The sequence below is a fragment of the Dysgonomonas sp. Marseille-Q5470 genome, assembly GCF_951230145.1.
In the GTDB taxonomy this organism is placed as follows: Bacteria; Bacteroidota; Bacteroidia; order Bacteroidales; family Dysgonomonadaceae; genus Dysgonomonas.
This window is the reverse complement of the sequence record NZ_CATNVE010000002.1, coordinates 513,261-534,820: the sequence shown is the minus strand read 5'-3', so window position 1 is coordinate 534,820 and position 21,560 is coordinate 513,261. Positions and strand designations below refer to the sequence as shown.

16 protein-coding genes and 2 tRNA genes are annotated in these 21,560 nt (G+C 36.0%); 13 read left to right on the top strand and 5 right to left on the bottom strand.

The window, feature by feature from the left end; genetic code table 11:
* Positions 1-93: 93 nt before the first annotated feature.
* The 3 genes from leuC to QOX35_RS05530 form a co-directional block, all read right to left on the bottom strand.
* Positions 94-1,488 carry a 3-isopropylmalate dehydratase large subunit gene (gene leuC, locus QOX35_RS05540; RefSeq protein ID WP_283686107.1) on the bottom strand — a complete coding sequence of 465 codons (1,395 nt, stop codon included), beginning with the start codon at positions 1,486-1,488 and terminating at the stop codon, positions 94-96.
* Between the two features lie 357 nt (positions 1,489-1,845).
* On the bottom strand, positions 1,846-2,958 hold the full coding sequence (locus QOX35_RS05535) for an acyltransferase family protein (protein ID WP_283686106.1): 1,113 nt from the start codon (positions 2,956-2,958) through the stop codon (positions 1,846-1,848).
* Positions 2,959-2,984: 26 nt separating this feature from the next.
* A complete protein-coding gene (locus tag QOX35_RS05530; RefSeq protein ID WP_006842998.1) occupies positions 2,985-4,475 on the bottom strand; it encodes a 2-isopropylmalate synthase in 1,491 nt (496 codons plus the stop codon).
* Positions 4,476-4,801: 326 nt separating this feature from the next.
* Between QOX35_RS05530 and QOX35_RS05525 the strand changes: the two genes are divergently transcribed.
* The 8 genes from QOX35_RS05525 (at position 4,802) to hisH (ending at position 12,094) form a co-directional block, all read left to right on the top strand.
* A complete protein-coding gene (locus QOX35_RS05525) occupies positions 4,802-5,533 on the top strand; it encodes an inorganic diphosphatase (protein ID WP_283686105.1) in 732 nt (243 codons plus the stop codon).
* Between the two features lie 124 nt (positions 5,534-5,657).
* Positions 5,658-6,332, top strand: a complete 675-nt coding sequence (rsmI, locus tag QOX35_RS05520) for a 16S rRNA (cytidine(1402)-2'-O)-methyltransferase (RefSeq protein ID WP_283686104.1) — start codon at positions 5,658-5,660, stop codon at positions 6,330-6,332.
* 50 nt (positions 6,333-6,382) lie between these two features.
* Entirely contained in the window at positions 6,383-7,255 is an 873-nt protein-coding gene (locus tag QOX35_RS05515) for a Cbp1 family collagen-binding glycoprotein adhesin (RefSeq protein ID WP_006843001.1), read from the top strand.
* Positions 7,256-7,554: 299 nt separating this feature from the next.
* The gene (gene metA, locus QOX35_RS05510; protein WP_283686103.1) at positions 7,555-8,505 is read left to right on the top strand and encodes a homoserine O-acetyltransferase MetA; all 951 of its coding nucleotides are present in this window, start codon (positions 7,555-7,557) and stop codon (positions 8,503-8,505) included.
* Between the two features lie 131 nt (positions 8,506-8,636).
* On the top strand, positions 8,637-10,469 hold the full coding sequence (locus tag QOX35_RS05505) for a peptidase U32 family protein (RefSeq protein WP_283686102.1): 1,833 nt from the start codon (positions 8,637-8,639) through the stop codon (positions 10,467-10,469).
* A gap of 39 nt (positions 10,470-10,508) precedes the next feature.
* Positions 10,509-10,928: a VanZ family protein gene (locus tag QOX35_RS05500; protein ID WP_252638870.1), complete on the top strand. Its 420-nt coding sequence runs from the start codon at positions 10,509-10,511 to the stop codon at positions 10,926-10,928.
* Entirely contained in the window at positions 10,925-11,449 is a 525-nt protein-coding gene (locus QOX35_RS05495) for a TlpA family protein disulfide reductase (protein ID WP_283686101.1), read from the top strand. The genes QOX35_RS05500 and QOX35_RS05495 overlap by 4 nt, the downstream gene beginning before the upstream one ends.
* 51 nt (positions 11,450-11,500) lie before the next feature.
* Entirely contained in the window at positions 11,501-12,094 is a 594-nt protein-coding gene (gene hisH / locus QOX35_RS05490; protein ID WP_283686100.1) for an imidazole glycerol phosphate synthase subunit HisH, read from the top strand.
* Positions 12,095-12,148: 54 nt separating this feature from the next.
* On the opposite strand, the gene QOX35_RS05485 is transcribed toward hisH, so the two are convergent.
* The gene (locus QOX35_RS05485; protein WP_283686099.1) at positions 12,149-12,388 is read right to left on the bottom strand and encodes a hypothetical protein; all 240 of its coding nucleotides are present in this window, start codon (positions 12,386-12,388) and stop codon (positions 12,149-12,151) included.
* Positions 12,389-12,589: 201 nt separating this feature from the next.
* Here QOX35_RS05485 and QOX35_RS05480 point away from each other — a divergent pair.
* Both QOX35_RS05480 and QOX35_RS05475 read left to right on the top strand, forming a co-directional pair.
* Positions 12,590-12,662: transfer RNA gene (locus QOX35_RS05480), tRNA-Gly, on the top strand.
* 39 nt (positions 12,663-12,701) lie between these two features.
* Positions 12,702-12,785 (top strand) — tRNA-Leu (locus QOX35_RS05475).
* Between the two features lie 348 nt (positions 12,786-13,133).
* Here QOX35_RS05475 and QOX35_RS05470 read toward each other — a convergent pair.
* Positions 13,134-13,325: a TIGR04149 family rSAM-modified RiPP gene (locus tag QOX35_RS05470; RefSeq protein WP_283686098.1), complete on the bottom strand. Its 192-nt coding sequence runs from the start codon at positions 13,323-13,325 to the stop codon at positions 13,134-13,136.
* Between the two features lie 1,564 nt (positions 13,326-14,889).
* Here QOX35_RS05470 and QOX35_RS05465 point away from each other — a divergent pair.
* The 3 genes from QOX35_RS05465 to QOX35_RS05455 all read left to right on the top strand — a co-directional run bounded on the left by QOX35_RS05465 (position 14,890) and on the right by QOX35_RS05455 (position 21,557).
* Positions 14,890-18,735, top strand: a complete 3,846-nt coding sequence (locus QOX35_RS05465) for a hybrid sensor histidine kinase/response regulator transcription factor (RefSeq protein WP_283686097.1) — start codon at positions 14,890-14,892, stop codon at positions 18,733-18,735.
* Between the two features lie 272 nt (positions 18,736-19,007).
* Complete coding sequence (locus QOX35_RS05460) at positions 19,008-19,751, top strand: hypothetical protein (RefSeq protein WP_283686096.1); 744 nt, start codon at positions 19,008-19,010, stop codon at positions 19,749-19,751.
* Positions 19,752-19,784: 33 nt separating this feature from the next.
* A complete protein-coding gene (locus QOX35_RS05455) occupies positions 19,785-21,557 on the top strand; it encodes an alpha-L-fucosidase (protein WP_283686095.1) in 1,773 nt (590 codons plus the stop codon).
* Positions 21,558-21,560: the final 3 nt, after the last annotated feature.

Below are 21,560 nucleotides of genomic sequence, written 5' to 3'. Positions count from 1 at the left end.
AATGAAAGAATATTTTTATTGTTGCTTATCAGTCTAATCGATGTAAAGAAATCCTTTTAATAAGGAATCATTTGCCTCGGTTAGTCTAACAAATCAGAAGTTACGAGGATCTGTAATCTTTCCTGTCACAGCAGCGGCAGCAGCCACAAGCGGACCGGCAAGAATAGTACGAGCACCCGGACCCTGACGCCCTTCAAAGTTACGATTTGATGTAGACACCGCATATTTACCTGCAGGCACCTTATCATCGTTCATCGCAAGACATGCCGAACAACCCGGTTGGCGAAGTTCAAAGCCTGCCTCTTTAAGAATATCATACAGTCCTTCATCTTTGATCTGTTGTTCTACTTTCCAACTTCCCGGAACTAACCAAGCGATTACATTATCAGCCTTTTTCTTCCCTTTTACAAAGTTTGCAAATACACGGAAATCTTCGATACGTCCATTGGTACAACTACCAAGAAATACATAATCTATTGATTTGCCTTCTACCTTTTCTCCGGGTTTGAATCCCATATAATCCATAGACTTCTGGAAAGAAATACGTCCGGCCTCATCTATTTCATCCAATGTAGGGATCGATTCATCAATACCCATACCCATACCCGGATTAGTTCCGTAAGTAATCATTGGCTTGATATCTGCGGCATCGAATGTCAACTCTTTATCAAATTTCGCACCGTCGTCAGTCTTTAATGTTTTCCAATATGCTAATGCCTTATCCCACTCTTCTCCTTTAGGTGCAAATTCACGACCTTTCACATAAGAGAAAGTAGTCTCATCGGGAGCAACCAATCCTCCACGAGCACCCATCTCGATACTTAGGTTACAGAGTGTCATACGCTCTTCCATAGACATGTTGCGAATAGCCTCACCCGCATACTCTACGAAATAACCGGTAGCACCGCCGGTAGTCAACTTAGAGATCATATATAGAGCTAAATCTTTAGCTGAAACACCTTCACCCAATTTGCCGTTGAATGTGATGCGCATTGTCTTCGGACGTGTCTGAAGAATACACTGCGTAGCCAAAACCATTTCTACTTCGCTGGTACCAATACCAAATGCAATAGCACCAAAAGCACCATGTGTAGAAGTATGGCTATCTCCGCACACAATAGTCATTCCGGGTTGAGTAAATCCGTTTTCCGGCCCTATAATGTGTACTACTCCATTTTTTTGATGTCCCAAAGGATAAAACAACTGAATGCCAAAATCCTGTGCATTTTTAGACAATGTATCCAGCTGATTTCTCGATATAGGATCTTTTACTGGCTGATCCTGATTGATAGTCGGCGTATTATGGTCGGCCGTTATCGTTGTTTTTTCGGGACGGTAGACTTTCAGCCCCCTCGCCCTAAGTCCATTAAATGCCTGAGGACTTGTAACCTCATGACAAAAATGGCGATCTATATACAATTGTGTGGGGCCATTTTCAACGGATGAAACCACATGTGCATCCCAGATTTTGTCGAATAGAGTTTTCATTTTTCAAGTTTATTTTTGTTGATTCAACTTTTGAATAATTTTTCGTCCCAAGTTTTGTCCCGGAACTTCAATAAATTTATGAGTAAAAACCGAGCATATAAGCCCGATGTGAATATATACAAATATGCTAATATAAAGTAAAATGTTGCAGATCTATCTAAAAAGTCATAATTTATAGCAATATAACAATAGATAAGAATTATTAGAACTAAATAAGACAATATACTTGGTCGACGGAAGTATTCGTTAGAAGTAAATTTACGACATAATGGAACGACTCCCTTCTGAAAAGGAATATGAACCAGAATAACCATCAATATAGCCATTCCGCGAAGGCTGTCAATATATCCATATTTTTTAGTTTCCATTTACTGCTTTAGTATGAGAAATAGAATCCAAAGACAATTTTTTAATTAGTCTCTTACCTAGATTTTGCCCCGGCACTTCAATTACCCTATATGTTATACTGGATATAGCAAAAGCCACCCCCGCAACAACAATATACATCAATAGAAAATTAAGAAGCGATGTTGTAAAATCAGTAACCTCTATAATTCGGTAAAAACCAAATCTATTAAAAAGATACACAACGGCAAAATGCAAAAGATACATGCTGAAACTTACTTTTCCGACCTCTGCCAGAAAGCGATTAGAGAATAGCTTGAAGCTATATCTAGCCTGAATAATGAGTAATAATACAAACACAAGACTAAACATAATATGCTTCGGAACTGATATATAACAAAATACAATCATCATTCCCAAGAGGTACACCCATGTAAAAGGTTTTATTTCATGTTGTTCTCTATTTAAAAAGAAATAAGCTAATATCCCTAATGGGAATACCGGCAGTTGAACAAAGAAATTATATTCATGGAAATATGGATATATTGTATTCGTCTTGATGAAAGGATCAATAATCAACGCTAATGTCAAAGTAGACAGAAACAATAGTAGAGCAGCATTTACTGTTTTTATTTTACTGCATATAAACGGTAGCATAAAGTAAAACAAAAACTCCACCGATACCGACCATCCTCCAGGCACATAATTATTGGTATGCTCAGGGATAAGTGCATTGGTAAAGAAAACGTTACTCAACATAGACCGAATTGGTATTGCCGAAAAATCAGGATTTACAAAATTGAATTGTAGGTACTTATCCAATGTAAAATAAATAATAGCTATATAATACATAGGTGCTATCCTGAAAAAACGACGAATAAAGAAATTCCGGTTTTTGTGTGGCTCATCCAGTCTATTGTAATGCGACATGGTCAATGTATATGCACTTACAATAAGGAATAGCTGCACGCCATATGCTCCATTCCCTATTATCGACAACAAAAGGCTATCTTTCGGAAAATAATCGATCATATTATCCAAAACTATACCAACATGAACAAGTACAACCAAAAGAATCGCTATTCCTCTCAAGCTGTCTATATATTGGTATTTTTGGGGCTCCATCTATTTTGACTTTGTCTGTATCTTTTTTACTTTACAAATTTGTTTACTGCATTTATAAACGCCTCCGCCGAAGCGGTTACAATATCAGTATTTGCAGAAAAGCCGTAATAGTTTACTCCTTCGTGCTCTACCTGCATATGTACTTTTCCGATATCATCGCTGCCTCTGTTTATTGCCTGAATCAAAAATTCTTCAATAACCATCTGACGTCGTATGATTTGCTTAATCGCTTTTATGGCAGCATCTACTGGCCCATTACCGGAAGCCGAGGCTTCAAATTTTTCGCCGGCAATATCAAGCCCTACATTTGCCACATTGCGTATTCCTAGCCCTGAAATCACCTGTAGATAATCCAACTTGATACGATGCATTTTATCCGTTTCTCTACCGGCTAAGATCAGGATATCCTCATCGGTAATATCTTTCTTCCTATCAGCCAAGTCAAGAAAGCGTTGATAATATTCTGCTAATGTATCATCATCGACTTCTATGCCAAGCAAATTTAGTCTATTTTTCAATGCGGCACGCCCACTTCTGGCAGTTAAAACGATGGCGTTATCATCAATACCGACGTCTTTAGGGTCGATAATCTCATAAGTAGAAAGATGTTTCAGAACTCCATCCTGATGAATACCCGATGAATGAGCAAAGGCATTACGCCCTACCACAGCCTTGTTTGGCTGAACAGGCATATTCATCAGATTAGAAACCAAGCGACTGGTTGGATATATCTTCTGCGTATTGATATTTGTCTCAATTTTCAATTCTTTATGACTATGAATAGCCATAACAACCTCTTCCAAAGACGTATTACCTGCACGCTCACCAATACCGTTTATTGTCACTTCTACCTGACGGGCTCCATTTAAGACACCCATTATAGAGTTTGCCGTAGCCATACCCAAGTCTTGATGACAGTGTGTAGAAAGAATTGCATTCTTCATATCCACATGATCAATCAGATATTTTATCTTAGCGCCATACTCCGTGGGCAAACAGTACCCTGTAGTATCGGGAATGTTTACGACAGTAGCTCCTGCATTAATTACGGCTTGTACCACACGTGCAAGATAAGCATTGTCGGTACGACCCGCATCTTCGGCATAAAATTCAACGTCTTCTACAAAACGCTTCGCATATTTGACAGCAGCAGCAGCCCTTTCTATAATTTCGTCTTGTGTCGAATTAAATTTATGCTTAATATGATATTCCGAAGTTCCAATACCTGTATGTATACGTTTTTTCTTGGCATACTTTAAGGCTTCGGCAGCTACTTCTATATCTTTTTCCACAGCACGTGTAAGAGCACAGATTGTAGGCCAAGTAACAGCCTTGGATATTTCAACCACCGAGTTGAAATCTACAGGACTGGAAACAGGAAAACCAGCTTCGATTACATCAACACCGAGCATTTCGAGGGCTTTGGCTACTTCAATTTTCTCGATTGTGTTCAACTGGCAACCCGGAACTTGCTCTCCGTCTCTCAATGTGGTGTCAAAAATAAATAACTTGTCCATAACTGTTTTTAATTAAATCCTGATTATTCTACATAAAAAAAGCCTTTCTCATCTACTTTACAGTGAGAAAGGCTCTAGTTTTTTCTTTATCGTTTATACTACATAGCAATGCTCACTCTAAATTTCTCCAGAGCAGAATGAGTGAACTAATAATAATACTATGTAAATTCATATTCAATATTTACTTTATTGGCTGACAAAGTTATTTTATTTTTTCAGAAAAACAAATAAAAAGTTTTATTTTTTGATTTTGTTATGACATTTACACATTATAGGTAATTAAATCGATAAAACGTATCTTTGCACATATTTTACTAAATAAAATCATGATCACCACTTTTAACGAATATCTAAGCAAACATAATTATTCAGAATTTGATCTCAAAGCTGTCCTTTTCGATATGGACGGAGTTCTGTACGACTCGATGAAATGGCATGCCAAATCGTGGAAAGAAACAATGGACGAATTTGATATACCAAGTACGCCCGAAGAATTCTACCTATACGAAGGAATGGTGGGTAGCCATACAATAAACCACCTGATGAAAAGGGAAAAAGGAAGAGAAGCTACCAACGATGAAGTAAATGTAATATATAAGCGTAAGACCGAGCTGTTTTCGGAATACAATGACGGAAGCCTGATTCCATACGCTTACGACTTCGTTAAAAAAGTACATGACGAGGGTTTGATCTGTGCCGTGGTTACAGGATCGGGACAACCGACCCTGATAGATAAACTGGAACACAATTTCCCGGGATTATTTAAGAAAGAACGAATGGTAACAGCCTTTGATGTGAAACATGGCAAGCCGCACCCCGAGCCTTATCTGATGGGGCTGGAAAAAGCCGGACACCTGAAACCAAACGAAGCTATCGTTGTAGAAAATGCACCGAGAGGAGTAGAAGCAGCGGTTGCCGCAGGCATCTTTACGATCGCTGTAAACACAGGACCAATGCCTGACAAAATATTAGCCGATGCGGGTGCAAACATCGTACTCCCATCGATGAAAGCTCTATACGAAAAATGGGATGAGTTATACAAATTAATAAAACCATAAAAGAAATAAGGGGACAAAAGAGCTGATAATACAACAAAATGACATTATTTACGTTTTTTAATTAGCGGTTCATTTTTTTTCTATCTTTGTGAATCGATATGTATTGTATACAGTAGGAAAGGAAATGGGTAAATTATATGTTATACCTACCCCAGTAGGTAATTTAGAAGATATGACTTTCAGGGCAGTCAGACTATTAAAAGAAGTGTCTCTTATACTGGCTGAGGATACCCGAACAACAGGTATTTTGTTGAAGCATTTCGAGATACAAAACAAAATGCAATCGTATCACAAATTTAATGAACACAAGGCTGTAGCTCATATCGTAGAACGTATAAATACAGGCGAAGATATGGCACTGGTCTCAGACGCGGGTACTCCGGGAATTTCTGATCCGGGATTTTTGATTGTCAGAGAATGTGTTGCAGCGGGTATTGATATAGAGTGTTTGCCGGGAGCAACGGCTTTTGTTCCGGCCCTTGTAGCATCGGGCATTCCTTGCGACAGATTCTGTTTCGAGGGCTTTTTACCTCAGAAAAAAGGGAGAATGACCCGCTTGAAGGTATTGGCCGAAGAAACAAGGACTATTGTATTATACGAATCTCCGCATAGGGTATTAAAAACGTTAACACAATTAGCAGAATATATGGGGGAAGAACGATATGTGGCAACGTGTCGCGAAATCTCCAAAAGATATGAAGAAGTCTTAAGAGGTAGCATCAAAGACTTAATATTACACTATACAATGAACGAACCCAGAGGAGAATTTGTTATAGTGCTTGCAGGTAAAGAAGAATAAATTTTTAAACTATAATAGAAAAAGAAATCTAACAACTTAAATATTAGTTTATGAAAAAATTAGTAGTTGGATGTCTATGCTTATTAGCATTAGCATCATGTAACGTAAAAAATTCGGATGAATATAAAGCTTTACAGGCTCAACGCGACTCTCTTCTTCAAGTTACGAGCAAAAGTAATAGCGAATTGGAGGAAATGAATACTTTGATTAACGATGTAGAAGAAAATTTCAGACAAATAAGAGAAGCTGAAAAATTCTTATCTATCGAATCCAAGTCTAAAGGGGAAATGTCTAATGATACAAAAACACGTATCAAAGACAATTTTGAAATGATCAATGAAATATTGAAAAAGAACAAAACTGATATCGACAAATTAAATAAAAGGCTAAAAAGCAATTCGGGACAAATGTCTGGCTTGAAAGCAACTATCGAACGTTTGAATTCTGAGTTAGTAGAAAGAGCTAACACTATTTCGGAACTTCAAAAATCATTATCAGCGCGTGACGAGCAAATAGCTTTATTGCAAACAGATGTACAATCATTAACTTCAAATGTAGAAACATTATCGTCTCAGACTGCGGAACAAGCATCTAAGATTAAAGAACAAGACAAGGAGTTGAATACTGCTTATTATATGTTCGGCACAAGCAAAGAACTTAAAGAAGCTAAAATTGTTTCGGGCGGATTCCTTGCTTCTCCTAAGATTTTGAAAGAAAGCATCGAGAAGAGTAAGTTCATAAGAATTGACATTCGTGATACTCACAGTATTCCTGTTTATGACAAGAAAGCAAAACTCTTGTCAGATCACCCTAAAGACAGTTATACTTTAGACAAAGATGCAAAAGGAACTATAGTTATCAAAATTACAGACTATAAGAGATTCTGGAGTTTAACTAAATTCTTAATCATCGAAGTAGGTTGATAATAACAACGATATAATATCAAGAAGCGCTATCTTTTACAGATAGCGCTTTTTTTGTAGCTAAATTCAAAAGCCAACACACTTTTTCTATTATATTATTACTCAGAAGTGAAATACTCTCTAAATTTTGATAGAAAATAAATATTACTGTTATTTTTGTAACTTTGCATTATAAATGCATATCCTTTTGTTATGTAAAAATAACGGAGCTTCTCGTATCACTATCAATAAGGGAGTTTTGCTTCGTTTAACATAACAAAACAACAGCTTATTTTATCAATCACTTATACTTAGCGACAATGCCAGTAAATATCCCAAATAATCTTCCGGCTATAGAGATTCTGAAAAAAGAGAATATATTTGTTATGAGTCAATTAAGGGCTGACGAACAAGACATCCGTCCCTTGAGAGTACTCATACTAAATCTCATGCCGATAAAGATTATGACCGAAACGGATCTGATCAGACTATTGTCGAACAATCCGTTACAAGTAGAAGTTGACTTCTTGATGCTCGAAACACATGTATCAAAAAATACATCGGAAGAACATTTGCAGATGTTTTATAAAAGTTTTAGCGACGTAAAAGATGACTTCTATGACGGGATGATTATTACCGGAGCCCCGGTAGAACTCTACGAATTTAAAGAAGTGACATACTGGCCCGAGATATCTGCAATATTCGACTGGGCACGTACGCATGTTACATCTACACTCTATATTTGCTGGGCGGCTCAGGCGGCCATGTATCACTTTTATGGCATAAATAAATATATTCTTCCCGAAAAAATGTTCGGGGTATTCAAGCATGTAGTACATGACAAAAAGTTTCCACTATTCAGAGGTTTTGATGATGAATTCTATATTCCACACAGTCGCCATACTACGGTAAGAAGAGATGAGATACTAAATAGTGGCGGACTTAAAATATTGTCCGAGTCTGATGATTCGGGAGTAGGCATCGTTATGTCACGTGGAGGACGTGAGTTCTATCTGACAGGTCATTCAGAATATGCTCCTTACACGTTGAATAACGAGTACGTAAGAGATGCAGAGAAAGGACTACCAATAAAAATTCCAAGTAATTATTACAAAAACGACAATCCGGCAAATCCTCCCGTAGTGCGTTGGTCGGGACATGGAAATTTATTATTTAATAATTGGCTTAACTACTTCGTTTATCAAGAAACTCCATACGATAAAACTCAAATCAAAAATATGGGAGATCTTGATTTGATGAATGAAAAATAAAAGGCAGATACTCTTGATAGATTTATCTATATATAAGAAAGTTTCAACAACAAAAAGGTAACACTCAAAAACAATAAAAAACGTGTTACTTTTGTTACTTTTTATTCAGAAACATAAAAGAAGACAATCACTTGCTTAAAGTACGAAAAATAGAATTACTCGCGCCTGCCAAGAACCTTGAATGTGGTATCGAGGCAATCAATCATGGAGCGGATGCAGTATATATAGGTGCTCCAAAGTTCAGTGCACGGGCTGCTGCCAGCAATACACTCGATGACATTAAGGCTCTGGCTGAATATGCACATTTGTACAATGGGAAGGTATATGTAGCTCTCAACACAATACTGAATGATAATGAACTGAGAGAGACAGAAGCTCTGATATGGCAGCTATACAATAATGCCCGGGTAGATGCTCTGATTATTCAAGACATGGGCATTACGATGCTCAACCTCCCTCCTATTGCCCTACATGCAAGTACACAGATGGATAACCGAGGGGCTGACAAAGTAAAGTTTTTAGAAAAAGCTGGTTTTCAACAAATAGTACTACCCCGTGAGTTGACAATAGACGAAATACACGACATAGCAGTACAAGTCACCACACCTCTCGAAGTTTTTGTACATGGAGCATTATGTGTATGCTATAGCGGGCAGTGTTACCTCAGTCAGGCTTTATCAGGACGAAGCGCGAATAAAGGAGCATGCGCCCAATATTGTCGCCTACCTTATACTTTGAGTGATGCCGAAGGAGAAGAGATCATGGCAAAGAAGCATTTTCTATCGATGAAAGATCTCAATTTATCGGAGAACTTGGAAGAGCTGCTTGAAGCCGGAGTGAGTTCTTTAAAAATAGAGGGGCGACTCAAAGATATTTCGTATGTAAAGAATGTTGTTTCTTATTATCGTACCAAACTCGATCATATTATAGAAAGGCACCCGGAATATATAAGATCATCGACGGGAAAATCAAGTTACACATTTGAGCCAAATCTTGAGAAGAGTTTTAACAGAGGCTTTACAAAGTATTTCTTGCACGAACGCACAAATAATATGTGGTCGCTGGACTCTCCAAAGTCTGTAGGTGAACCGATTGGCAAAATAACTGAGGTTACAACAAAATATATCAAGATAAATAGTACCAAAAAGTTGCATAACGGAGACGGACTTTGTTTTTTCAACAACAAGAAAGAACTCGAAGGTATTAATGTAAACCGTGTAGAAGGAGATACCATATATCCGGCAACTATTCCCGAACTAAAAAAGGGAACTTATGTGTATAGAAACTATGACCATGAGTTTGAGAAATTATTATCAAAAAAGTCTGCCGACCGTAAAATAGAGATATCAATAATAATAAAAGAAACAACATTTGGCTTTTCTCTTCAAATTAGAGATGAGGATGATAATCATGCAATTATCAACTTTGAACAAGAAAAGCAACCTGCTCAAAAAGATCAAACTGAAAGTATACGGAACAATCTGAGTAAAACAGGTAATACAATATTTAAGGTGAACGATGTAATCTTTGACTTCGAAAACAGTTGGTTTATTCCGGCCTCTGTTCTATCGGAATGGAGAAGGCAACTCATAGACAAGCTACTATCTGTTCGAAAGATTAGATATCGTCAAGATATTATCCCTCATAAACAGACCTCTCATGCCTTTCCTGTTTCCAATATTACATATCTCGGAAATGTGATGAATGAGAAGAGTAAGCAGTTTTATGTTCAGCATCAGTCTGCGGTAACACAGCCTGCTTTTGAGAAGCAAGTTCAGAATGATGTTCCTTTAATGTTTACCCGTCATTGCATCAAACAGTCATTAGGCTGGTGTCCTAAAGAAGGCAATGAAAAACATCCGTATAAAGAGCCTTTTTATCTGGTGTACAACAATACAAGGCTGAGACTTTTTTTTGATTGTAAAAATTGCGAAATGAAGGTATTCAATGACTCCATTAATTAATATTTTATCTATCTTTAGCCCCCATAAACGTGGAACTCTATGTTAAGAAAAATATTCAGGTATACATGGCCACCGGCAATAGTTGCCATTATTATATTTTATTTATGTTGCCTTATCGCTCCAAAAGATGTTCCCGAGATCGATTTTTGTCTTTTTATCCCCACAGATAAGATTGTTCATTTTTTGATGTATTTTGGGCTGGCCGGAGTAGCTTCTTTTAATTATATCTACGATAAACGAGGTAAAATTATTATACTAAAGCTTATCCTTTTCGCACTATTAGTTCCTATTATATATGGAGGCCTGATTGAGATACTTCAAAGTAAATATTTTCCCGGAAGAAGCGGAGATTGGTACGATTTTTTGGCTGATGCCTTAGGAGCAATTGCATCCCTTCCATTCTCGTTTTGGTTTAGACGATTTCTATTAAATAAAGAATTAAGAGAACAAGAAATATGAAAAAGCTTTCAATTATTTTATTTGTATTATTTACATCCGTAAATATATTCTCACAAGATAATATTGACTATCAATATAAAGTAAAAGTTGGTGATATAGCTCCTGACTTTGAGATGAGCTTACCATCGGGAAAGACAATCAAACTGTCATCTCTCAAAGGGAAAGTTGTCATGCTACAATTTACGGCCAGCTGGTGTGGTGTATGCCGAAAAGAAATGCCACATATAGAAAAAGATATCTGGCAGAAACATAAAAACAACCCAAATTTCGCTCTATTTGGAATTGATAGAGAAGAACCCGCAGAAACAGTTCTAAAATTTGCGAAAGCAACAGGTGTAACCTACCCTATCGGACTTGATCCTAAAGCGGATATATTTGCAACCTATGCAGAAAGGGAAGCGGGCATCACCAGAAATGTTATTATAGACAAGGATGGTAAAATTGTGATGTTGACTAGGCTTTTCAAAATGGAGGAGTTCAACGAAATGGTATCGTTAATAGATTCGTTGTTAGCAAAATAAATACGGATATACAGTATAAAACCGTATAACTTTCATTTAGGACTATAACCAATGAATATAGTAATTATTAAATACAACGCAGGAAATATATTCTCGGTAGAACATGCTTTTAAGCGACTTGGCATCGAAGCTGTTGTTACAGGAGACAAAGAACTGATAAGAAAAGCAGATAAAGTAATTTTTCCCGGTGTAGGTGAAGCCAGTTCTACGATGCAACATTTACAACAAACAGGGCTGGACAAACTGATTCCTGACTTAAAGCAGCCTGTGTTAGGAATCTGCTTGGGAATGCAACTTATGTGTTCTCGCTCAGAGGAAGGGAATGTAGACTGCCTCAATATATTCGACACAGAGGTCAAACGATTTGTACCGCAAAAACATGAGGATAAAGTACCTCACATGGGATGGAACACAATTTCCAATGTGAAGAGTAACTTATTTGATATCTCTTTAGAAAACCAATTTGTGTATTTTGTTCACAGTTATTATGTGGCTATTAGCGAACATACAGCTGCTGTAACCGATTATATACATCCCTTCAGTGCGGCGATGCATAAGGAAAATTTTTATGCAACGCAGTTTCATCCCGAAAAAAGTGGTAGCGTAGGCGAAAGTATATTAAAGAATTTTCTGAAAATAAAATAGGTTTTCCTCCTCATAAAAAGGATCTAAATAAATATTTGAGGTTAACTTTGCAATTTATTGAGTATAGTAGTTTCTCTTTATATACTCTGATATCTTATTGATATCCACCGATGTTTGTCCCATTATATACATACACACGAGTTCACATTCTTCCATTTCGGTCAATTCATACTCCTTATGAGGGCTAGCTGCACGCCGCCTGATTATTTCTATGATTATTTTCTTTCTCAACTTCTGCATGACTATTTCGTCTTGCTTTGCCTTTTGATTTATGGTTCCATTCAGCGTGCTCATAATAGTTGTATTAGTTCATTCAGGTTCGTATTTGGCTAAGATAATGTAAAAGTTAATTACTTAAAAGAGATCGGAAGATGCTTTCCAACATAAAAGGAACACAGAAAAGGGGTATGATATGATTCGTGCATAATTTGTATGAAAAAAGACATTATAAATTTTGAAAAAATAAAAATTGCCTCTATATTTGCAGTCTCAATTGCGAAAGTAGCTCAGTTGGTAGAGCACGACCTTGCCAAGGTCGGGGTCGCGGGTTCGAATCCCGTCTTTCGCTCAAATGTGACAAAGGTCGCATTTTTTTGTTTTAAAGCATGCGCACGTGGTGAAATTGGTAGACACGCTACTTTGAGGGGGTAGTTTCCGTAAGGATGTGCGAGTTCGAGTCTCGCCGTGCGCACACGAATATTTATACAACCCCATTGATTAACAATAGTTTTTCAATGGGGTTTTGTATTTGTAGAAATGCTTGTTGGAACAATACGGCAAAACCGAGATTGTAAAAAAGGAAAGGAGTATATTGAGTTTGAGATTAGGATGAAAGAATAATATACTGAGAGGGGTTATTCTTATAGCGGATTAGAGATTCTTAATTATTAGTCTTCGTATTACATATTACAAATCCGATGAGACGAGAGAAAATTTGAAAGGGCATAATTTATGAAATATTTTTGCTGAATTAAATAGAATAGTCCATAAATTAATTACGGACTACTCTCTAGATCTTAAAGATAAAAAAGATTAATCCTTAGGAACAAATACAATACATTGGATTTTTGCATACATAATTTTTACCGTCACAAGTACAAAGTTCCGTTCCAGCAGGACACTCTTGCTCTGGATCTTGTGTATGATCACCACCTCCTAGAATCATTTTCATCTCATTTTCATTCATTAATTCTACATTTTGAGAAAATTTTAATCCACTTAATTTTTTCATATTTTTATAAATTGAGGTTTGCATTACAGATTTTGTTCATAGTAAGTAACTGATTTACTATACTACCGTCCTGTAATTTAGCGATAGTTTTGATTTATAAATAAATTTCTAGAATATCACCTTCTTTATTATTGAATTTTATTCCGGCATTTTCTATATTATAGCAGAGATCATCTTGGGATAGTCTATACAAATTATTTTTATGTGGAAGTTCATTACACAGGAGAGATGAATAGATACTTGTATATTGAACATTTAGAAGTATGAATAAATCAGTAAGGATATTATTCATCTTTTTTGTATGAATTATTATATATTTCAACATAAATATAATAGGATATGATACTAAAGAATATTCAACTATTAATAATGATATAAAATTAGTTTAGCAATATTAACATTATACATAAATCAATCAATGTGTTAATTATATGTATTTTCTTTAGTAAATGTTAAAATTACAGTGCATAACTTTTTTAGCCAAAATAATTTTAATGTTTTACAGCATATTATTATTTGTATTTATTGGAATAAAGAATCTTCCTACTGCAAAATATAAGGTTATTAAGGGGAAATCGTTCCTTATAAATAAGATACAGATAATATGAAGAATCCTGTAACTATAACGAGTATATCATTTATTGCTTCTAGCATATTTGTTTTTATAATAGCCATACTTTTTGATTATAGTCATGCAAGCGGAGAAGAGTATTTTCTTACAATAATTATTAAAGGGATTTATCTTTAATCAAACTTATGCTCGGCAACGTATATTTTAAGTGGAGTTTTATTAAAAAAATGAGTTTTACATCATAAAATTAGATATATGCTTTTCTTTATTTTAATCTTTGGATGGATGATTTTTATATTATTTTTTAATTATAAATAACTTGTAGTGTATTAATAAAATCTTAATATAGGGAAAACTTAGAAAAATCACGGTTAATTATTAAAAAAGAATAATTAGGGTACATTTTTGAGATTCATTATCCTAAAGTGAATAAAATAAGAATCTTGGGAAAACAAATCAGAAGGAATAAGGAAAACATTTTATTTGCACCTCTTCCTTTTTAAATTCCGAAACAAAAAGATTTACTGTAAAATTTGTCACTACACACAATTAACTTGTTTAGAATTAACTATTTGACAATGGGAGAATAAACAGGTCTGAATTCGAAAAAACACACTATCAATTCATTCTAATTTGTTGCTAATACCCAACCTGTATTTCTCCAATTCGGGCTATGTCCCTCTTTTATTATCTATACGAATATGGCTAATCCACTAACCAATAGTAAACCATTGCTTCGGACGTATTATTGCTAATTTTAAATGTTTAATTATGAACATAATAACAATCAAGGTTACTAAATTTATTTTTTTCTTCTGGGCTATTAATTTATTTGTCCAAGACAGCAACAGGCAAACTATCAAGTCTGCATTGTCAAGGATACAATACATCTGAAATTAAATAACAGCAAAAGAATTTTGTACCTTTGTTCCAACTAAAAGTATTGATCTTTCAAAACTATTTAGCATAAACCCTATTCTAATATATAGTCTGATGAAAAGCAAGATCTTATTTATAGGCATATTCATTATAACTTTTAACGCATATTCTAACGACCTGAAATTCTATAATATAAACAGTCTATACAATATCTCTATGCGGGAAACTTATTCCGTGTGTCAGGATATAAATGGATTTATCTGGTCTTCTTCCAAAGCAGGAGTTGTGAGATTCTCTGACGGGAATTATAAAACCTATCAGCTTCCAAATGCAACAGCAAACTATATTTCATTGAATCTTGCCTATACAGATTCTGCGTTATTCGCTTACACAAACAATGGGCAAATATTTTTGTATGACCAATTATTTGATTGCTTCAATTCATTCGTCGATTTGAGGAAATTACTGGAAAGCAACTTTATAGATGTGACCAAAATAATAGTCGATGACACTAAGAACTTGTGGATTTCAAGCAATAAAGGCTTATATGTTTACAAAAAAAGTAAACTGATAAAAGTGAATCTTGAATCAAGCATAGTGAACTTTATCGAACAAAAAGCCGACTCAGAGCTATTTATTGCGACAACAGGGGGGATTTCCGTTTTGAACAAAAATACATTGAAATGCGTCTCCATTTGTCGAGTAAAAAGCAATATCCATATCACAACTCTCTTTTACGATAAGGAGGCCAACCGCTTATGGGTTGGAACATTTTCCAATGGTTTATTCTGTTTTAATTTGAAAACCAACAAATTATCAAGAACTAATATTGAGGATTTTCCTAATCAACCAATTTTAGCTATCAAAAAAAATTATGATTCAACTTTATTGATTGGAATTGATGGTCAGGGCTTGTGGAGATTATCCGAAGATGGGGGTAAAGTATTGAAAATAGATAAAGAAGACGACAATAATCCTTTTTCAATAAATGGCGATGGAGTGCATGATGTTTTTTGCGATAATCAAAAAAGGATATGGGTTGCAACCTATAGTGGCGGCTTGTCTTTTTGCGAACAAGACTTTTCGTCTATTATTCATCTGACTCATAACATCAATGAAAACAACTCTTTGATAAACAACAATGTAAATAAAATATTAGAAGACTCTAAAGGTGACATTTGGTTTGCCACGAATAACGGAATAAGCCGGTGGAGAGTGGCTGAAAATAGATGGGATACCTATTTTCAGAACAAAAAGGGACAGGCTCAAGTCTTTTTGTCTCTTTGCGAAGATAGCCAGGGGCGTATCTGGGCAGGAACATACGCTTCAGGATATTATATTTTAGATAGAAACAGTGGCAAGCAGCTAATTCATTATTATCAAAGGGAAAATATGAATCCTAATGGAAAATTCATTTATGATATACATAGAGACCGGGATAACAATATCTGGGTTGGGGGACTACAAGATGTAATGTGTTATCTGTCTAAAGAAGGACGAACTCGAATGTTTGACCCCCAGCCTGTAAGATTCTTTCTAGATTTCTCTGCGGCTAAAATGCTTATTTTTTGCACCTACGGTTTGATTTGCATGGATAAAATTACTGGTAAAGTTACTCATTTCGGAGATTACTTCGGGCAGGATGCTATAATAATCGGGGATAATATATGGATTGGGACAAATGGTAGTGGATTAATCTGTTATAACTACAAGAAAAAAACTGTGCACGAAATTACTACCGAATCAGGACTTCCTTCTAACTATGTGAACAGCATTATTTACGACAATGGCTATCTCTGGTTAGGCACTGAAAACGGACTTTGCAGATTCAATTTATCAGATAATAAAATCTATACATATTCATCTATTCTCTCATTATCAAGTTCATCATTCAATGCAAACGCATGCTTAAAGCTAAAAAATGGGAACTTGATATGGGGTACTAATAAAGGTGCTTATATCTTCAATCCCAAAACATTGCATCAAAATCCATCAAATGGACGAATATATATTCAGGACATGTACATTTCCGGGAAATCGATAAGAGAATACCCCCAATTATTAGATGGAGTCCTTGTTGATAAAAAGGAAAATATTTACTTGAAACACAACCAAAACTCAATAACACTCGAAATTATTCCAATAGCCATCAACTCTCGTGAGTCAAAGATTTCTTGGAAAATGGATGGAATTGACAAAGAATGGAATATCCCATCCAAGAATCAGGTCATAAATTATTCAAATATACCAAGTGGCAAGTTTCAACTCAGAATAAGAATGTATGATAATTCATTTACAAAAATTGTGGATGAACGTGTACTCAACATACATGTGTCACCTCCGTTTTGGGCTACATGGTGGTTTTATTTACTCATTTTTTCGCTGATTTCGTATATCATATACATATCTTTCAAATATTATATCAATTATCTGAAGCAACAACACGCTAATGATAAAATTAATTTTTTTGCGAACACTGCTCACGATATACGTACAGCTCTGACTCTGATTACGGCACCGATTGACGAACTTAACAAAGCACCGGAATTGAGTGAAAAATCTCGCCATTTCTTGCACATAACATCGAGCCAGTCAGAAAAGTTATTGCAAATAACCAGCCAACTGCTCGATTTCCAAAAAGCAGACAAGGAGAAAGAACAGCTCTTTCTTACAATAACGGATTTGGTAAAACTTGTTTCTCAAAGAATACAAATGCATAGAGCTTCATCTGATAAAAGAAATATAGAACTAACCTTTACCAAAAACGCAGAGATTTATTACTCGGATGTTGATGAAATTAAAGTTGAAAGAATTATCGATAATCTTATTGTAAATGCCATTAAATATTCTCATGCCGACAGCAAAATTGACATCAAGCTAATCTGTTGGGATAATCAATGGGAATTAAGTGTAAAAGATTATGGATTAGGAATTTCAGAAAGTGATCAGAAGAAACTGTTTCGTGAATTTTACAGAGGAGACAATGTAATCAACTCCAAAGTAATCGGATCAGGAATCGGGTTGTTATTAGTGAAAAAATATGTATCCATGCATAAGGGGAATATTGTATTTAATAGTAAAGAAGGCGAAGGTTCGCTATTTGAGGTAGTGATTCCACGTAATTCAGAAAAAGTCAATGATCAAAAACAGCTAGATTTACCAAACAACTCGGAAGATGCCACTTTAACAAAAATAGAAACACAAGATAAAAAGAAGACTCATATATTGATTGTTGAAGATAATGACGAGCTGCGGGATTTTTTAAGATATTCTTTTCAGGAAGAATATAAGATTTCTATTTCGATAAATGGTTTTCAAGGATGGAACTTGATTCAAAAAGAAACACCGGACTTAATCATCTCAGATATTATGATGCCTGACATGAATGGGTTAGATCTGTGCAAACTAATAAAATCTACATTTGAAACTTCCCATATTCCGGTAATTCTACTAACAGCTCTTTCTGAAAAATCAGACCAATTAACCGGACTCGTACTGGGAGCGGATGATTACATTACGAAACCATTTGATATGAAAATATTATCTCAAAAAATAAAGTCGATTATCAAAAACCGTGAGATAGTCAAGGATAAAGCCTTAAGATTTATTTCCCAACCCGAAGATGGGCAACAAATATTTGCAAACGAGCATAATGACCAGTTTATAAAGAAGGCTTTGGAAGTGATTCATTCAAATTTAAGCAATCCCGATTTTGGGAAAGCCGAATTCGCTTCAGCATTGAATGTCAGTTCTTCACTTCTATATAAAAAATTAAAATCATTAACTGGACAGTCGCCGGTTGATATGATCAGAGTTGTTCGTCTAAATCAAGCTGTAGAATTACTCAAGACCCAGAAATATACCGTCACAGAAGTAAGTGAACTTTGCGGTTTCTCCAGTAGTAGTTACTTTGGGGTTGTTTTTAAAAAACAATTCGGAAAATCGCCAACAGAATTTTAGGATTTACTATAGCAATATACACACACACTACTGACGAATAAACTGACTTTGCTTATATTCATAATTAATTGTATATAAACCAAATAAACCATTCATCATTTAAGTTTTGATCAATTGAAAGCCAATCTTACCATACATTGTTAACCAAAAGAAGATTTTCAATAGCGTTCATTTATATCTAAAACTGAGAATGAAATACTCAAATTTTAGAAGCACTTCGTTGTTTATAAGATTACTTTTGAGCAGATAAATCTTCTTAGATCTAATGTATCATGAAATCCGTCAAATTAGTTTTTCTACTTTTTGTATTGGCCGGTAACATATTTGATCAGAATCAGGCTACCACCTTGGAATCACTTAAAGCATCCCAGGCTTCCTTTTCACAAGTGATAGTAAATAAGCAAGTCAAAACAGATAAATCTGATTTTACGGTTACAACCATTAAATCTGTTGCAACTCTACATTACGATCCGGCTAATATTGAGCTTGAGCAAAGCAGAAAACAACTGGAAAATTACACGGAGATAGACTTGAAACAAATTAAAAATAGAGAAAGTAAAAACGGACATACCATTCGTTTGATCGATGGTATTGTTTACGATTGGTATGTATTGCAATTAGGTGAAGCAATAGAACAATCAGCAGACCCTAAAAAGCTTGATGGCACTCGTGTGGAATATGAATTTTCTGGTGTAACATTCGATTCTGTTACTGTACACGTTTACAGCTTACCATTTTGGGCACTTCACAAAGGAAAGAGTAGCCGCTACGGTATTTCTGTTGATGGAAAACCTGTATTTCTATCACAAAGCGATCATAAAGAGTATTCGGATCCGTGGAAAGATCGTGTACTACAAAATGGGGTGGTTACTATCGCAGGATTTGCTGTAAAAAAATCGTTGTCAACCCATACACTCTCACTTACATGCGGCGACCCGGGGATGATGATTCAACGGGTGGTGATTGATTGGGGCGGATTAAAGAAAACGTATGTAGGACCTTCGTTAACAAGATAAAAACAGTAATTATATAACTTAATTAAAATAATAATGAGAACAAAGATTGGAATTATGATTTTAGTCGGAGCATTAACGTTTAATGTCAATGCCCAAGAATCGAAAATACACATTAAATCAACATTGCCGGATAAACTACCTCCGATACCTGCTGTTCAAAAACCACTTGGAATTGATACAGTACCTATGGGCGATTCAAGAACTTTTTCCGAGATACAGCTCGACATACCTGTTACTCCCGGTCCTTTTGAACCAAACTGGGAATCCATTGAAAAGAATTACCCGGGTGAACCTGCATGGTTGCGCGAGGCAAAATTTGGTATATGGGTTCACTTCGGACCTCAATCGGCTGGCGAGAGTGGCGACTGGTATGCCCGAAATCTTTATAAACAAGGGCATTTAGCCAACAATAATCATTTGAAAGGGTTTGGACATCCTTCAGAAGTGGGTTACAAAGATGTACTGAAAACATGGAATCCAACCAAACTCAATCCGGCTGCTCTTGCCAAATTATACCAGGAGTCGGGTGCTCGTTTTTTAATGATTCAAGGTGTGCATCACGATAATTATGATATGTGGGACTCGCGTTACCAACCTTGGAACTCGGTTAATATTGGCCCAAAACGCGACTTTATTGGCGAATGGGCCAAGGCTTGTCGTGCCAATGGAATGCGTTTCGGTGTTACCTTTCATCACGAATATACCTGGTGGTGGTGGCAGACAGCTTTTGGTAGCGATACCGAGGGGGACAAAAAAGGCGTTCCTTACGATGGGCATCTTACCCTTGCCGATGGAGAAGGAAAATGGTGGGAAGGTTACGATCCCCGTTTGCTTTACGGAATTGATTTGCGTGAATATAAAGGCGTAACCAAAGCAGCAGCATCCGGTTGGTCAGCACCACCGGCAGGTATTTTCACCAATCATATTGAATATGCCAAATGGTACACCACGCAATGGGCATTACGCATGATGGATGTGGTAGAGCATTATGACCCTGATTTCATATATACCGATGGAACTGTCCAAGGGCCTTTTACCGGAAATGGCACAGGAACCGGGATTAAAACCAATGCTATGCCCTTGGTAATGGCTGATTATTATAATCGTACACTTAAAAGTCGTGGAGAAGTAAATACTTTTAGTATTGTAAAATTCCGACATAAAACAAACGGGACAGTAAATACTGAAGAGTTTGGAATTCCTGCTCCTATTAAAACGGACCAACCTTGGATTGGAGAAGCTCCCGTAGGCGATTGGTTTTATGCTCCCAATTTTACCTACAATTCCGGTATGATGATACGATATATTATTGAAGCAATAGCCCGCGACGGAAATGCCGCACTTTCTATCCCTATCCGTCCCGATGGGTCATTAGAAGATGAATGTATTAAAATGCTCAAGGAACTTGGTATTTGGATGAAGCGCAACGGAGAAGGTGTTTATGGAAGCCATGCGTGGAAAATACCAGGTGAAGGAGAAATGGTGGATGGCAAATTGAAGATATTACCTGGTGGTGCTTTACAGCGTAAACATGCTGAATTTAAATTCGATGCGCAGGATATTCGTTTTACGGTCGGCAAAAACGGTTCACTGTATGCTTTCTGCATGAATGTACCTGCAGCAGGTTCTTCAGTTAAAATCAAATCACTCGGAACTGGTGCTGAATATTTCGGTAAAACGGTAAAATCAGTACAACTACTGGGATATAAAGGCAAATTGAGTTGGAAACAAGAAGTAGATGGCTTAACTGTTATCTGCCCGAAAGAAATGCCTTATGCTACATCGGTGGTGTTTAAGGTTGATTAGCCG

Excerpts from the sequence above, each read along its gene's own strand:
- leuC (WP_283686107.1), bottom strand. The coding sequence starts at position 1,488 with ATGAAAACTCTATTCGACAAAATCTGGGATGCACATGTGGTTTCATCC.
- QOX35_RS05535 (WP_283686106.1), bottom strand. The coding sequence starts at position 2,958 with ATGGAGCCCCAAAAATACCAATATATAGACAGCTTGAGAGGAATAGCG.
- QOX35_RS05530 (WP_006842998.1), bottom strand. The coding sequence starts at position 4,475 with ATGGACAAGTTATTTATTTTTGACACCACATTGAGAGACGGAGAGCAA.
- QOX35_RS05525 (WP_283686105.1), top strand. The coding sequence starts at position 4,802 with ATGATCACCACTTTTAACGAATATCTAAGCAAACATAATTATTCAGAA.
- rsmI (WP_283686104.1), top strand. The coding sequence starts at position 5,658 with ATGGGTAAATTATATGTTATACCTACCCCAGTAGGTAATTTAGAAGAT.
- QOX35_RS05515 (WP_006843001.1), top strand. The coding sequence starts at position 6,383 with ATGAAAAAATTAGTAGTTGGATGTCTATGCTTATTAGCATTAGCATCA.
- metA (WP_283686103.1), top strand. The coding sequence starts at position 7,555 with ATGCCAGTAAATATCCCAAATAATCTTCCGGCTATAGAGATTCTGAAA.
- QOX35_RS05500 (WP_252638870.1), top strand. The coding sequence starts at position 10,509 with ATGTTAAGAAAAATATTCAGGTATACATGGCCACCGGCAATAGTTGCC.
- QOX35_RS05495 (WP_283686101.1), top strand. The coding sequence starts at position 10,925 with ATGAAAAAGCTTTCAATTATTTTATTTGTATTATTTACATCCGTAAAT.
- hisH (WP_283686100.1), top strand. The coding sequence starts at position 11,501 with ATGAATATAGTAATTATTAAATACAACGCAGGAAATATATTCTCGGTA.
- QOX35_RS05485 (WP_283686099.1), bottom strand. The coding sequence starts at position 12,388 with ATGAGCACGCTGAATGGAACCATAAATCAAAAGGCAAAGCAAGACGAA.
- QOX35_RS05470 (WP_283686098.1), bottom strand. The coding sequence starts at position 13,325 with ATGAAAAAATTAAGTGGATTAAAATTTTCTCAAAATGTAGAATTAATG.
- QOX35_RS05465 (WP_283686097.1), top strand. The coding sequence starts at position 14,890 with ATGAAAAGCAAGATCTTATTTATAGGCATATTCATTATAACTTTTAAC.
- QOX35_RS05460 (WP_283686096.1), top strand. The coding sequence starts at position 19,008 with ATGAAATCCGTCAAATTAGTTTTTCTACTTTTTGTATTGGCCGGTAAC.
- QOX35_RS05455 (WP_283686095.1), top strand. The coding sequence starts at position 19,785 with ATGAGAACAAAGATTGGAATTATGATTTTAGTCGGAGCATTAACGTTT.